Source organism: Mesorhizobium sp. AR07 (assembly GCF_024746815.1).
Classification (GTDB): Bacteria; Pseudomonadota; Alphaproteobacteria; order Rhizobiales; family Rhizobiaceae; genus Mesorhizobium.
In genome coordinates this window covers 6422162-6436163 of the sequence record NZ_CP080525.1, presented here as the reverse complement: position 1 = coordinate 6436163, position 14002 = coordinate 6422162, and the positions used below count along the sequence as shown (strand labels likewise).

At 61.8% G+C, this 14002-nt stretch carries 9 protein-coding genes and 1 pseudogene; 5 read left to right on the top strand and 5 right to left on the bottom strand.

Going from position 1 to position 14002, the window contains the following annotated elements:
- Positions 1-9 precede the first annotated feature (9 nt).
- The 4 genes from BPNPMPFG_RS31680 to BPNPMPFG_RS31665 all read right to left on the bottom strand — a co-directional run bounded on the left by BPNPMPFG_RS31680 (position 10) and on the right by BPNPMPFG_RS31665 (position 5029).
- Positions 10-732 carry an ATP-binding cassette domain-containing protein gene (locus BPNPMPFG_RS31680; protein ID WP_258592468.1) on the bottom strand — a complete coding sequence of 241 codons (723 nt, stop codon included), beginning with the start codon at positions 730-732 and terminating at the stop codon, positions 10-12.
- Positions 671-1735 (bottom strand): ABC transporter transmembrane domain-containing protein, encoded by a 1065-nt coding sequence (locus BPNPMPFG_RS31675; RefSeq protein ID WP_258592467.1) that lies wholly within the window; start codon positions 1733-1735, stop codon positions 671-673. Before BPNPMPFG_RS31675 ends, BPNPMPFG_RS31680 begins: the two co-directional genes overlap by 62 nt.
- Before the next feature lie 916 nt (positions 1736-2651).
- Complete coding sequence (locus BPNPMPFG_RS31670; RefSeq protein ID WP_258592466.1) at positions 2652-3452, bottom strand: plasmid partitioning protein RepB C-terminal domain-containing protein; 801 nt, start codon at positions 3450-3452, stop codon at positions 2652-2654.
- Positions 3449-5029, bottom strand: a complete 1581-nt coding sequence (locus BPNPMPFG_RS31665) for a recombinase family protein (protein WP_258592465.1) — start codon at positions 5027-5029, stop codon at positions 3449-3451. The genes BPNPMPFG_RS31670 and BPNPMPFG_RS31665 overlap by 4 nt, the downstream gene beginning before the upstream one ends.
- 65 nt (positions 5030-5094) lie before the next feature.
- Here BPNPMPFG_RS31665 and BPNPMPFG_RS31660 point away from each other — a divergent pair.
- The 5 genes and pseudogenes from BPNPMPFG_RS31660 to BPNPMPFG_RS31640 all read left to right on the top strand — a co-directional run.
- Positions 5095-5349: pseudogene (locus tag BPNPMPFG_RS31660) on the top strand (type II toxin-antitoxin system HicB family antitoxin); the annotation flags it as partial.
- A 178-nt stretch (positions 5350-5527) separates the two neighbouring features.
- On the top strand, positions 5528-5845 hold the full coding sequence (locus tag BPNPMPFG_RS31655; protein WP_127234358.1) for a YMGG-like glycine zipper-containing protein: 318 nt from the start codon (positions 5528-5530) through the stop codon (positions 5843-5845).
- Positions 5846-5960: 115 nt separating this feature from the next.
- A complete protein-coding gene (locus BPNPMPFG_RS31650; RefSeq protein WP_258592464.1) occupies positions 5961-6572 on the top strand; it encodes a class I SAM-dependent methyltransferase in 612 nt (203 codons plus the stop codon).
- A 416-nt stretch (positions 6573-6988) separates the two neighbouring features.
- Entirely contained in the window at positions 6989-7669 is a 681-nt protein-coding gene (locus tag BPNPMPFG_RS31645; RefSeq protein WP_258592463.1) for a Crp/Fnr family transcriptional regulator, read from the top strand.
- 622 nt (positions 7670-8291) lie between these two features.
- A complete protein-coding gene (locus BPNPMPFG_RS31640) occupies positions 8292-10382 on the top strand; it encodes an O-antigen ligase family protein (protein WP_258592462.1) in 2091 nt (696 codons plus the stop codon).
- A gap of 146 nt (positions 10383-10528) precedes the next feature.
- Here BPNPMPFG_RS31640 and smc read toward each other — a convergent pair whose 3' ends face one another.
- The gene (gene smc / locus BPNPMPFG_RS31635; RefSeq protein WP_258592461.1) at positions 10529-13987 is read right to left on the bottom strand and encodes a chromosome segregation protein SMC; all 3459 of its coding nucleotides are present in this window, start codon (positions 13985-13987) and stop codon (positions 10529-10531) included.
- Positions 13988-14002: the final 15 nt, after the last annotated feature.

The following is a 14002-nucleotide window of genomic DNA, read 5'->3' as shown; positions in this document are numbered from 1 at the left end:
GCAAGTAAGTCAAAAGGTTGCCTGAAGTTTGCGCGAACTTCGCCGCGATCCCATTTGCAGTTCCAGCGGCAGCGAGGGATCGGCCAGCGCAATGTTTTCGCGCATGGTGCGGCGAAACAGGATGTTCTCCTGCAAGACAACGCCGATCTGCCGGCGCAGGCTGCGCGGATCGATCAGCGCCAGGTCGACGCCGTCGACCAGCACGCGGCCGCGTTCCGGTACATGCAACCGCTGCAACAGCTTGGCGACAGTGCTCTTGCCGGAACCGGACGGCCCGACAATGCCGATGATCTCGCCGGGTTCGACCTGAAACGAAACGTCGCTCAGGATCTCGCGCTCACCAGGGCGGTAGCGGAAGGTAACGTGATCAAAGGCGGCATGGCCGGTGATCTTGCGCAAGGAGCCCTGCCCGGCGCCGCCGGAAAGCTCGAGCGGCGCGTTCAGGATGTCGCCCAACCGATCGACGGAAATCCGCACCTGCTGCAGATCCTGCCAGAGCTGCGCCAATCGCAACACCGGGCCGGAAACGCGGCCGGCCATGATGTTGAAGGCAACCAGCTGGCCGACCGTCATGTCGCCGGCAAGCACCGCCCTCGCGCCGAACCACATGGTCAGCACGATGACCGCCTTGGAGATGAGCTGGGCGGTGTTGCTGGCGAAATTGGAGAGCCTAGCGGTGCGGAAGCCGGCGCCGACATAGCCGGCAAGCTGGTCTTCCCAGCGCCGCTGCATCTGCGGCTCGACCGCCATCGCCTTCAGCGTTTCGACGCCGACTATTGATCAGGAACGTCTGGTTTTCGGCGCCCCGATTGAATTTCTCCTCGATGCGACGGCGGAACTCCGGCGTCACCGACATCGACAGCGCCACATAGGCGGGGATCGAGCAGATGACGATCAGCGTCAGCCACGGGCTGTAGAGATACATCACCGCGAGGAACACGAACAGGAACAGCACGTCGAGCAATACGGTGAGCGCCGAGCCGGTGAGGAAGGCGCGGATGTTCTCAAGCTCGTGAACGCGCGCCACCGTCTGGCCGGTCTGGCGGGCCTCGAAATAGGCGATCGGCAATCCCAGCAGATAATGGAAGAGCTTGGCGCCCAACGCCACGTCGATGCGGCTGGTGGTGTGGATCGTCGTATAGGTGCGCAGGGCAGTGAGCAGCACCTCGAACATCGACACCGCCGACAGACCGATGACCAGCACTTCGAGCGTGGTCAGGCCGTTGTGGACGAGGACCTTGTCGATCACCAGTTGGAAGAAGATCGGTGAGATGAGACCAAGCAGCTGCACGAAGAATGACGCCAGCAGCACCTCGGCGAATATCCTGCGGTAGCGGATGATTTCGGGAATGAACCACGAGAAATCAAAGCGCCGCGAAAAGCCTTGCGAGAAGGCCCGGCTGGTGACGAGAATAACGTAGCCGCCCCACAGCGTTTCGAAATCCGCGCGCGTCAGTTCTTGTGGCGCTCCAGTCTGCGGGTCCTGCAGCAGCACCTTGCCCGATGAAAGCGCCGCCAAGAGTGCGAAGCTGCCATCCGCCTTTTCGACGATGGCGGGCAGCGGCAGGCGGTCCAGTCGCTTGACTGAGGGCTGCACTATCCTAGCCTTGAGCTTCAGCCTCTTTGCCGCCCTGACAATGTCGACACGGTCGGCGGCCCGTTCGCCCAGCCCAAGGTCGTGGCGAATGGCATCCGGATCGGCAGGCTGCCGCAAATATTGCGTCAACAGCGTCAAGCAAATGACGCCGCTGTACAGCCTGGCTACTATCGGCGTGACGGTGTTCAAATGCCCCCCGGCTAGTAAGGGAAATTACCCTTGCCATGCCTTATCCGCCTCCAAACACAGAGCAAGCAATATGCCAAGAAAAAGAAATAGTGTTGCAGAAATGCTGTTGATAAGATCGCCGAAACATTATCTCTAGATAATATGATGTGTCCCTCGCGACGCTAGCCCCATGAGCGGGTATGCCCTGTACATCTCCCTCGTTCAGGGGCGGCGTCAGCGTACCTCGCGCATCTCAAGCCGGATCTGAGCCCCACATAGATCACGCGCCTTCTCACAAACACGGTCGGCATTGTCTGGCATCAGCCGGCCAGCTTGCCCAAGACTAAAGAAGGGACAAATAGATCATTCTCTCTGCCAACGGCCCGGCCGACAACCGCAACCCATCCTGCATGTCCTGCCATGCGGCGGCCAAGCTGCCGCTCACATCGGTGGGTATTGCCAGGCCAGGCAGGAATCCGGTTGATTTGAATGATGCAGCGGCTTGAGCCGAATGATCCTCCTGCCGTTGCCGCACTGGACTATTCATAGCAGGTACAGATGGCGATCGAACACCTCTGTCAAGAGCGCGAGGATGGCGTGATACGGGACGAGACGCTGACATCTGCGTCAAGGTCAATACCCCCCGATGGCGAGCGAACATCTCAGACGATCAAGTGTGTCGCAGAATGTGACCTGAAGTCCCAATCTCTTTCATAAGCACACGCAATTCGGCTGGAGGAGCAAGACAGAAAGTTCGAAAAGCTTCCAAGAACCCCAGTCGACGGTGAATTGTAGAACCACCAACGACCGCCTTTGGGCACGGGTCGCCCCATTCGCAGCCAAACGGCGCAGGGCGATCCTGTTTGATTACACTCCAGCCGGCCTCTCAAAATCCGGGCTCCAAAAACCGGTGAAACGTCTCAAACTGGCTCGGATAGTTCCCAGCGAGATAGCGCACCACCTTGAGATTATCCATAAGTCGATGGAGGTACCCTCGGGCTACAACAAGCTCCAGACTCCAGATACCGCCGCACTCGTTGGCATCCAAGAACTCGTGGCTTAAAGCGGCAAACTCGATTTCCATCCCCGCGAACGTATCGGTATCAATGCCGAAGAACTGTTTCCTGGGAATTGAAGGATCCGCGAGCTGCGACTGCGGCGTGAGCGCGATGATGACTCTGGCGCTGATGAACGTCACCCTGTCCAAAGCGACCATGAGTTTCGCCGCTTCGACCTGTCGGCCCGGCGTGCCCTTCTTCAGCAAGCCAAAGATTTTCGGGTGGACACCGAAATCTTCCAGATGCTCGATCGCTTCAGGGCAAATCCCGGCGACCAGCGGTTCGCCTGGCTCCACGGTTTGATCAGGCTTTCCCTGGGCGCTGAACCCCCGGCCGCCCGAGATTCTTTCGGCCAGCTCTGCCGGCATATTTACCAAGCCTTCCGCTTTCAGCACGGCTCTGAACATATCGACCGCCATCAACTGGCGAAGAACCTCAACAATGACTTCTATTCGCTCACGCGTCGCGTTCGTCTCGCGGATGAAGCGCCGCATCCGCTCGCAATGACGCCTGTAAGTCCTGCACAGCAAATAGGGGTGAAGAGGCTTCTGCGGCTCCTGCAAGCCCTCAGTCAGATGAATTGCATGGCGGCTAGTCTGCAGGATGCGCTGGACCGTGGTTTGGGTCATGTCCCTAGACCTGGCTCGATCGGCATCCGCCTTGCCATTACCACCACCGGGGCCAGCGATTGGAAAAGAAAGGGATCGAAGCGCATGCCGCTGTTTGCTCTCATCATGGCCGGAGCTCGTCTTAAGTCGGCTGTTGGCGCAATCAGGAAGTCGCGGACCGTGACATTGTCGGGCCTCATCCTGACCAAAACCGTGATATCGGAGACGGCCTGCCGCCGCCTCCTGACTGGCCAACGAGGATAGCCGTAGCTCGTGGCACGGTAGCGCGCGGTCCATAGCGCGACAGTGAACTCACCGTTGACCCGCACAAGCGCAGTCTCAGTGTCGTAGTGGGCCTCTCCGCCGACCCTTTCGATTGCCGCTACAAGTTCGCCGATGATCTCCAGCCGGCGCCGCTGAAGCCGGGTGTTTTGGTCGAAATACCGGTAGTTCAGCGAGGCCTCAAAACCGATCAACTTGTAGGCAGCCTGGAGGGTTCCGAAGCGATGGATGTACAGGCTTTTCGTCGCGCGGCCGGGCGCGGCATTGATGATTGAGCCCGACAACCAGCCTCGTTTTTCAAGGAGCTTGGCAAGGTTAATCAGCAACTGCTCGTTGCTGATGCGCACAGCACCGTTTTTCTCCTCGGCCACAACAGCTTGCGCACGGCGGAACAGGTCGCGGCTGACGAGCGGCTCGTTCACGTTCTCAGCGCGGACCCACGCACTCGGGGGGTTAGGTTTCCGCTTGCTATGCAGCGTGGTGCAGGTTTTATTCCAAACATTGTTGCCGATGTATTTTTCATTGGTGAGGAGGTTGCGCACCGAAGTGGTTGTCCAGGTGCGATTCATTTCCGCGGGGACGCCCCGCTCGTTCAGCGCATTCGCGATCTGGAACTCGGTTTTGCCCCTGTTCACAAATTGATTGAAGATCCAACGGACGGTAGCAATCTCATCTGCCGGCCCGGGCACGAGGATAACTCGGTCGGATGACAGGCTTTTCCATTCCCTCGGCTTCAAGATAGCCTTGGGCTTGCCCACTTCATCTATCAGCATGCGTCGAAAGCCATATCCTGCGTATCCGCCTCCCCGGAAACCCAGCTTGACTATCCTACTCTGGCCGAGAAAGACCTTCTGCGAGAGCATGCGGCTTGCCTCGGCGGCCATGCTTCGTTTGATGACCTTAAGCACATCAGAACCTACGCTGCCATCATTCGCAAATTGCTCTGCGCAGAACTCGATGCGTATCCCTGCCATCTGGCAACGGTATTCGTAGGAGGCGCTTTCATCGATGTTTTGAAATCGGCCCCATCGGCTCACGTCGTAGACGACGACTGTCTCAAAATCGGCGAGTCCGTTTTCAACATCGAACAGCAGCTTCTGCAGGCCGGGCCGCCCCTCTATGTTCAACCCGCTTCGGCCAGGATCTTCATATGTGGCAACGATGTCGTACCCCATGATGTCCGCATAACTGCGGATTGCATCCTTCTGGTTCTCAAGCGAGTAGATTTGCTGATCGGTGGACATTCGAAGATATTGAGCCGCGCGGCCCCTTCGCCTCTCTTGAGGCGGGTTGTGGGCCGTTGCAAACTTGTCCATCGCCTTGCACCGTCGTGCTGGCGCTTTAAACTAGCGGTCGATGACCGTGCGGCAAGAGGAACGGAATGCGCCAGTACGTCGGGCTGATCCACAAAGAGCACGCCAGCGATTACGGAGTGTCCTTCCCTGACTTCCCCGGCGTGGTCACCGCCGGCGCAAGCATCGACGAGGCGCGTGAGCTTGCTGAACAGGCGCTTGCCTTTCACGTTGAAGGTCTGATTGACGATGGCGAGGCCGTTACAGAACCTGCCTCCCTTGAACAGGTCATGGCAGGCGCCGACCGTCGGGAGCTCACAACCATCATGGTTCCATTGAGAACCCACTGAAAAGATTACTGCCAGGAGAGCCGCCTTTCTCCTTTGGAAACCATGGCGTTCAACTGCCGGGAAACCGTGATTCACTTCGTGAGCCGGCGCGCCGCCGTTCCGCCGCAATGCGACCGCACTTGGCCATTCCGCCCCCGTTTTCAATCCCTGGGGCTTCAGAGGAGTTCTAGTGATGATCATCAAGAAGGCCATTCTGGCCGTGCTCATGACCGCCGCGCTCGCCGGCTGCGAGACGCAGACCGAAGGCCAGCAGCGGGCCACCACCGGCGCGCTGATCGGCGGCGCCGGCGGCGCGCTGGTCGGCCAGGCGATCGGCGGCAACACCAAGAGCACAGTGATTGGTGCAGCGAGCGGCGCGCTGCTCGGCGCCGTGGTCGGCAGCGCCACCACGCCGCAGCGTCGCGGCGATCAGCTCTGCCGCTATCAGGACCGCTACGGCCGCATCTACACCGCGCCCTGCGACGATCGGTATTACAACGGCAATTATTGATTGGGTTGTGAACAAGCGGAGACCGGCGCCTTCAGCGCCGGCTCCTTCGCGCCGTCATTCTTTTGTACGGTTTGCGAGATAAAGGGATTTTGCGGCGGGCAGGAGGAGGTCGAGGATGACAAGCCTTGCCGGCGCGCTCACGAACCGTGGCAAACAAACCGTGAAGCGGCTACTTCGTTACGACAGCCGCAACTGGCTGCGCATCCGCCAGATCGAAGCTTTCACAATGTTCCTCGAAATGGCCAACCGCAAGTCGCGCGACGTGATCGAGATTTCGCCCGGGTGGAATCGCTATTGGCGGGCGCTTTGCCCGGACTACCGCTCGGTCGACTTTCCGGATTTCGACATCTGCCAAGATCGCACCGAGGAGCAATATTCAATCGTCATCGCTGACCAGGTGCTGGAGCATGTGCAGCGCCCGCAGGCGGCGGTCGCCAACATCCACGCCATGACCAAGCCCGGTGGTTGGGCGCTGGTGGCGACGCCCTTCCTGTTTCGCGTGCATGCGCGCCCCCATGACTACAACCGTTGGACGCCCGCTGGGCTGAAGCAGCTAATGATCGAAGGCGGATTCGGCGAAGACGACGTGCAGACCTTCGGGTGGGGCAACAAGGCCTGCGCCAGGGCTCATATCGGCGGACCGGTGCGGGCTTATGGGCTTTGGAGAGACCTCAGTAATGACGAAGAATACCCTCTGATGGTTTGGGCATTTGCCAAAAAAGCCTAAGCCTGCCGTTTGCGCTCGTGGGCCGCTAGCGGGCTGTCCTTTTTCGGGAAGCGCGAAGGGAATCTGCTCGATCGAGATCAGGCGCGTCGCTGCTGTCAGAAAGCAGAATGAGGAGTTTCGCGCACGACCAGAAAGGCACGCGCGCCACAATGTCGATGACTCCTCAGAACTTTTCCAAAACCGACTCTAATGTCCCAATTTGCCCCATAAGCATACGCAATTCGGGCTGAGGCGCGACCCAGAAAGTTCGAAAAGCTTCCAGGAACCCCAGCCATCTACAGATTTTATAACAAAATCAATATCCTGCAGCAACTTCCCATGACATTCGCCGAGGCGAGCTGCCGTCATTAATCTAAATGATCTTCCTGACGCTCGGCTTGCGTTAGAATATCATCTTGCAGAACTTGAGACCCGTCGTGGCCAAGACCAACAAGCGCCCATTCAACGTGAACGTCTTCCTCAATACCGTGGACGGCGGAAGGACTGTAGCGACGTTTCGCAAGAATGAGACTGTCTATTCGCAAGGCGACCCGGCGGATTCCGTCTTCTACATCCAGAAGGGCAAGGTCAAAGTCTGCATCCTGTCGGAGCAGGGCAAAGAAGCGATCGTCGCTCTCCACGAGAGCGGGGATTTCTTCGGCGAAGGCTGCTTGTCCGGCCAGCCGCTACGATTGGCTACAGTTTCTGCGATGATGGACAGCGTAGTTACGCGGCTTGATAAGGCATCAATCACGCGGGTGCTCCGAGAGGAGCCGAAGTTCTCAGAGATGTTCATATCATATTTGCTTGCGAGGAACGCCCGCGTTGAAGAGGACTTGGTAGACCAGCTTTTCAATTCGAGCGAGAAGCGGCTTGCGCGGTTGCTCCTTCTGATGGCAAACTTTGGCAAGGAGGGAAGCCCTCAGCCTGTCATACCAAAAATAAGCCAGGAGACGCTCGCGGAGATGGTCGGCACCACCAGGTCGCGCGTGAGCACGTTCATGAACAAGTTCCGCAAGCTCGGGTTCATCCAATACAACGGAGATTTGGAGGTTCACAACTCTCTCCTGAATGTGGTCCTGCACGACAATCCTCACCTCAAGGACAGGGACCGTTGAGGACCTGTTCTGTATGGAACAGCCAAGCCACTTGCACCTATGTTAGATTCTAGGGCGGTCCCACTCTCCGGACCGCACCCGCAACCCAAGACCGTCTGCGGCAACGGCATGACTGCCTGTGTAACCCCAACCTCAGTCGTGTGCGTCGGCAAGATGGCTTGGCGTTGTCGGTGACGTCGGCGCGTCCGCGCCGCGCGCCCCCCAACCCCGCAAGCGGACGCGCCGGCGGCCGTTGCCCTGCCGCCGTGGGCCAATACGGAAGATTCCTTTGTCAGGCGATCAGATCGCCAGTGGCATCGGTGTTTGAGGTCCGGGCTCAGGTAGGGCACCGCCTCAATCCTCTCGAAACATTGACGAAGCATACCTCATGGACTTGGCTTTGTGGCCAACCAGAAATCCGAACTGCTCATCGAGCTGTTCAGCGCGGCCGTGCTGCTCGCGCACGTCCTCGACTCCAAGTTGCACAATCTCTGCCGGTCACGCGAGCCCCGACGATCTCCTCAGGCTGGTCGTCCGAAAGCATGCACATGGTCTGAACAGTATCGCCTTGAACATCTCCCTCTTTCCATACAAGGTCATCGAAGATTCGACCAAGAGGGGTGGCGGTCCAGATGGAACTTCAATGAACCTTTCTATCTTCGCCATCAACCTCGACCGCGAGACCGGTCGCTGGAGCGAATTGCTCGCCAGCGCCGAAGCGGTGGGGCTGACCTTACAGCGCATTGCCGCCGTCGACGGCCGTGCGCTTGCCAAAGAGGAATGGACGGAGATCGATCTTCCAACCGCGCGCAAGCTGAGCGGTCGCGACATTCTGCCCGGCGAATACGCCTGTTACCGCAGTCATATCCAGGCACTGGAAACGTTCCTGGCCGGTGGCAGCGCCTATGGTCTGATTGTCGAGGACGACGTCCTTTTCAGCGAAGACACCAAACGGCGCATCGAGGCCATCATCGCTGCGGTGCCGGATTTCGACGTCATCAAGCTGACCAACCATCGCATGAGCTTCTTCATGCGCGCCGTCGAGACGACGGAAGGCGACGAGATCGGTCGCGCGCTGCATGGCCCGCAAGGCTCGGCCGCCGCCTATCTGGTGACGCGGGAGGGCGCGCAGGGGCTATTGTCGGCGCTCGCGGTGATGAAAATGCCGTGGGACGTCGCGCTCGAACGGTTTTGGGACACCGGCCTGAAAGTCTATTCGGTCCACCAAAACGTGCTTGGCTTCGCCAAGAGCAGCAAGATTTCCGGCATAGCGGGCCCCTCGGGCAGCTACAAATTCGCAAGGTTTGCCTGGCCGAACCGACTGGGCGCGGCGGCGTTCCGGGCCAGGGACGAGCTGTGCCGCCTGCATCACGTCCTCCTGCGGCCGCCCTTGCCCTGGGAAACGCCTGATTACGCCAGGGACGACGCGCCGCGCAACACCCTGTTTCTGTTCCTTGCGGCACTCGGCATTCTCGCTTTGACCTCCGCGGTCTGGCACGAGGCTCACACCTACCGCTATGCGGGGCTGACGCTCGCAGCGGTCGCGGCCATCCGGTGGTTCAGAGTGGACCTGTGGACCTACAGCAAACCGCTGATCGGATGGGTCGGCTGGCTGTGCCTGGGTTGGTCGCTCTATGTCTTCATCCGACTGGCGATCGTCTATTTCGGCACCCACCAGCTGGGCGGCGCCGAAGGCATCTACCTGTTTCCGCTGTTTTACGCGACGACCGGATTCGCGTTTCTGCTGTTTGTCAGGCAGCCCGCGCGGCTCGTCCTCTGGTTCATGATCCTCAGCCTTGTCTTCATGGCCGCGGACACCGGTTATTCGGACATGCTTCATGGCACCAGACCGGTGCCGTGGCTTTTCAACAATCCCATTCACGCGTCGGTGGCGGCTGGTTTCATCTTCCTTTGCACGCTGCAATTCATGGCACACACGGCCCAAAGAACGGACCTGAACAAGGCAGCCAGGAGCCTGCACTGGGCGCTGTCGACAGCGGTCCTGCTGTTTGCTCTCGCCAACATCATCGCGCTGCGGTCAAAGGGCGTCTGGCTTGCGCTGGCGCTCGCCCTGCTCCTGTTGGCGGTCATGACCCTGGCGAGAGGCCATCGCCGCGAGCTGATGGTCGGGGGCGGCGTGCTGGCGATCGTGGCAGCCGGCGTTGTCGCCGCACAAGGCATTTTCTGGTCCACCGCCGGCGACACGATGATCTTCGTCAAGAGCCTGGTTGCGGATGTTTTGAGCCATGGCGTCCTTCCGGCCTTCGATCGCGCCATCGCGAGCACCACGGTTCCGTTTGCAGCCAAGGAACGGCTGATGCTGTGGGCCGATGCGATCGAGGTCTGGAAACGCCACCCGATCTTCGGAGCCAGTTCCAGCTGGCTCACCGAATGGCAAAACAGGACCTATCATCCCACGATCTTCGCCGTCTTCCACAATGGCTATCTCGAGATAGCCGTGCGCTACGGCGTGGTCGGGCTGGCGTTCTTTGCCTTGCTCTACACCTGGTCGTCCAGACAGGTCCTGTTGGCCGTGCGGGCCCGGCTCATCGCTCCGGCCGCATGGCCCTGCTACATCTCAACGCTGGTCTTCTTCGCCATCACCATCCTCAGCAATTCGAACAACCGGCTGGCGATGGGCGAGGCCTTCATGTGGTTCGCCGCCGCATTCGGCTTCTATTGTTTCTATCTGCGCCAGCAGAAGAACCTTGTCGCGCCGAGAACTTATCTTTAGACGGAGCGGCATGTCGCCACCCGCGGCTCCGAAGACGCGTAGAGGCAACAAGGCCGTCCACGCTCAAATCGTGATCCGATCGGGCTCAATCGGCCAGTTCAGCGCCATGTCGAAACTCGGAATTGCGGCTATCTGTGGCCGGCGGCTCAGCTCGCTTCGCGCATCGCCTCTGCCGCCTGCAGGTCGACCGAAACAAGCTGGCTGACACCCTGCTCGGCCATGGTCACGCCGAACAACCGGTTCATGCGCGCCATGGTGATCGGGTTGTGGGTGATGATGACGAAACGCGTCTCCGTGGTGGCGGCCATCTCGTCCATCAGATTGCAGAAGCGTTCGACATTGTGATCGTCGAGCGGCGCGTCGACTTCGTCGAGCACGCAGATCGGCGCCGGATTGGTCAGGAACACGGCAAAGATCAGCGACATCGCCGTCAGGGCCTGCTCGCCGCCGGACAGCAGTGTCATCGTCTGCGGCTTCTTGCCGGGCGGGCGGGCCAGGATTTCGAGCCCAGCCTCGAGCGGATCGTCGGATTCGATCAGCTGCAGTTCCGCCGTGCCGCCACCGAACAGATGCGAGAACAGCCGCTGGAAATGGCCGTTGACCACATCGAAGGCGGCGAGAAGCCGCTCGCGGCCCTCGCGGTTAAGGCTCTGGATCGCTTGCCTGAGCTTGCGGATTGCCTCGATGATGTCCTCGCGCTCGGAGACGATCGTCTCCAGCCGGTCGGAAAGCTCCTTCTGCTCTTCCTCGGCGCGCAGATTGACGGCGCCAAGCCGCTCGCGCTCGATCTTCAGCCGGTCGAGCTGGCGCTCGATCTCGGCCATCTCCGGCATCGGGCTGTCGGCCTCCAGACCGGTGTGGCGGATGACCAGATGCGGCGGCGTGTTCAGCGTTTCCTGGATGCGCGCTTCGACTTCCAGCCGGCGTTCGTCTGCCGCCGTCAGCCGTTCTTCGGCGCGAACACGGGTTTCGCGCGCCTCGGCCAGCGACTGGATGGCGCCGGTGGCCGCCTTGTCCATTTCGGATTGCCTGTTTTCGGCTTCCTGCAAACGATCGGCGGCCGTCTTGCGCAAGGTCTCGGCCTCGGTGAGTTGCGACAGCAAGGCGCGCCGTTTGGCGTCGATTTCGTCGGGAGCATCCGCCAGTCGCTCGCGCTCGGCCTCCGCCTCGGCCTTGCGTTCGCCAAGCGATTCGATCTGCGTCGAGGCGTTTTCAGCCCGCTCGAGCCAATTGCTGCGCTCGGCACCAATGGCGTCGAGCCGGCGCGTGCGTGCCTCGGCTTCGCGCCGCAAACCCTCATGCACCGCGCGCGCATCGGCAAGCGCGGCGCGATCGCGGGCGACATTGGCCGAGGACTGTTCGAGCTGCAATTGCAGGTCGCCGAGATCGGGCGCGTCCTGCAGCAGCATTTCCGCCTCGGCGAAGGCCGCCGAGGTCTCTTCATGGCTATCGACGATGCGGGCGCGTGCCTCATCGAGGGCCGCGCGCCGGCTCGACAATTCACCGCCGGCCTTTTCGGCCTCGGCCAGCGCATTGCGGGCGGCGTCCAGCCGATGCTGGGCGTCACGTCCGGCCTGGCGCGCGCTGCGCTCGGTCTCGCTCGCCAGGCGAAGCGCCTGTTCGGCCTGTGCCAGCGCGTCCTCGGCCTGGCGCAGGAGGAGCGTTGCCTGGACCGCCTCGGCATCGAGCTCGGCCAGCCGGTTCTTCTGCGCCAGCCGTTGCGCGGCGGCGGTCGGCGCATCGGCGCTGGCGGTAAAGCCGTCCCAGCGCCAGAGCGCGCCCTCGCGGCTGACCAGTCGCTGGCCGGGCGCAAGGAGCGCCTGCAATCGGCGGCCATCGCCGGCCTCGACGATGCCGATCTGTGCCAGACGGCGGGCGAGCTGTGCAGGCGCGTGAACGACGCTGGCAAGGCTCTTGACGCCTTCCGGCAAAGCCGCGTCGCCGGGCTGGATTTCGCTTTCGCCCCAATGCACCGGCGCGCTGCGGTCGAGCGGCACGTCCAGGTCTTCGCCAAGGGCCGCTCCCAGCGCCGTCTCGAAGCCACGATCGACGCTGATCTGTTCCAGCACGGCCGGAAAGAGATCGCCGCTGGCGGCGTTGAGGATCTTGGCCAGCGTGCGCGCTTCGGTCTCGATGCGCGCCAGTTCGGCCCTGGCATCCTGCAGCGGCGGCCGGGCCGCGCTTTCGGTGGCGCGGGCGTCGATGACCGACTGCTCGGCCTCCGCCACGGCGGCCTCAGCCTCCTCCAGCAGCGCCATCGCCTGTTCGACCAGCACGCGCTTCTCGGCCGGATCCGGCAGGCCCGCGACCTTGGAGAGTATCTCCGACAATTCACGGTCGACATCGGCAAGCTGACGCGCGAAACGGTCGCGGCGCTCGGCGGTGTCGCGCAGCGTGCGTTCGATCTGGTTGCGCGAGGCGGCAGCCTCGGCCCGTTCGGCGGTCAGCGCGGCGAGTTTGGCTTCGCTCTGCGACAGCGTCGACGCCGCCTGCTCGAAGGCAGCGCGGGTGCTGGCCTCGCGCTCGGCGGCGCCGGCGTTTTCCGAATTGAGCGCGGCTTCTTCGGTGCGCAGGCGTTCGAGGATATCCGCGTTGTCGCGGACCATGCGCTCCTCGCGCGCAATATCGCCGTCGAGCTGCTGCAGCCGGCGCTCGAGCTCGGCCTGACGGGCGCGCATGCGGCCGGCTTCCTCCTCGATCTGCGACTTAGCGATCGACAGGCGCTGGAAGGCGGCGGCAGCGGCGGCTTCCGCGTCGCGCAGGTCCGGCAGGCGGTGGGCGCCAATGCCTTGCTCCCTGGCGGCGGCCATCTGGGCGGCGGCGCGGTCGCCAACAAGTGCTGTCGCAACCGCCAGCGCCGAACGCGCCTCGCCTTCCTGTGTCTTGGCCAGTGTCCAGCGCAGATGCAGCAGCGTCGCTTCGGCCTTGCGGATATCCGCCGACAGGTTCTTGAAGCGGGATGCCTGGCGCGCCTGGCGCTTCAGGCTTTCGATCTGGCTTTCCAGCTCGCCGACGACGTCGTCCAGCCGCTCCAGGTTCTGCTCGGCCGCCTTCAGCCGCAGTTCGGCCTCATGGCGACGGGTGTGCAGGCCGGAAATGCCGGCGGCCTCTTCCAGCAGGGCGCGGCGCGCCTGCGGCTTGGCCTGGATCAGCTCGCCGATGCGGCCCTGCCCGACCATCGACGGCGAACGCGCGCCGGTCGACTGGTCGGCGAACAGAAGCTGCACATCCTTGGCGCGCGCCTCCTTGCCGTTGATGCGGTAGAGCGAGCCGGCCTCACGCTCGATGCGGCGCGACACCTGCAACTCATCGGCATCGTTGAAGGCGGCGGGCGCCGAGCGGTCGCTGTTGTCGAGAAAGAGCGTGACTTCGGCGGTGTTGCGTGCCGGGCGCGTGCCCGAGCCGGAGAAGATGACGTCGTCCATGCCGGACGCGCGCATGTTCTTGTAGGAGCTTTCGCCCATCACCCAGCGCAGCGCCTCGACCAGGTTCGACTTGCCGCAGCCATTCGGCCCGACAATACCCGTCAGGCCGCGTTCGATGACAAACTCGCCGGGCTCGACGAAGGACTTGAAGCCGAGGAGGCGAAGGCGCGAAAACTTCATTCGCGCCGCCCACTA

What these genes read in the sequence shown, in the direction of transcription:
- smc (WP_258592461.1), bottom strand. Translation starts at nt 13,987, where the DNA reads ATGAAGTTTTCGCGCCTTCGCCTCCTCGGCTTCAAGTCCTTCGTCGAG.
- BPNPMPFG_RS31640 (WP_258592462.1), top strand. Translation starts at nt 8,292, where the DNA reads ATGAACCTTTCTATCTTCGCCATCAACCTCGACCGCGAGACCGGTCGC.
- BPNPMPFG_RS31680 (WP_258592468.1), bottom strand. Translation starts at nt 732, where the DNA reads ATGCAGCGGCGCTGGGAAGACCAGCTTGCCGGCTATGTCGGCGCCGGC.
- BPNPMPFG_RS31655 (WP_127234358.1), top strand. Translation starts at nt 5,528, where the DNA reads ATGATCATCAAGAAGGCCATTCTGGCCGTGCTCATGACCGCCGCGCTC.
- BPNPMPFG_RS31665 (WP_258592465.1), bottom strand. Translation starts at nt 5,029, where the DNA reads ATGGACAAGTTTGCAACGGCCCACAACCCGCCTCAAGAGAGGCGAAGG.
- BPNPMPFG_RS31670 (WP_258592466.1), bottom strand. Translation starts at nt 3,452, where the DNA reads ATGACCCAAACCACGGTCCAGCGCATCCTGCAGACTAGCCGCCATGCA.
- BPNPMPFG_RS31650 (WP_258592464.1), top strand. Translation starts at nt 5,961, where the DNA reads ATGACAAGCCTTGCCGGCGCGCTCACGAACCGTGGCAAACAAACCGTG.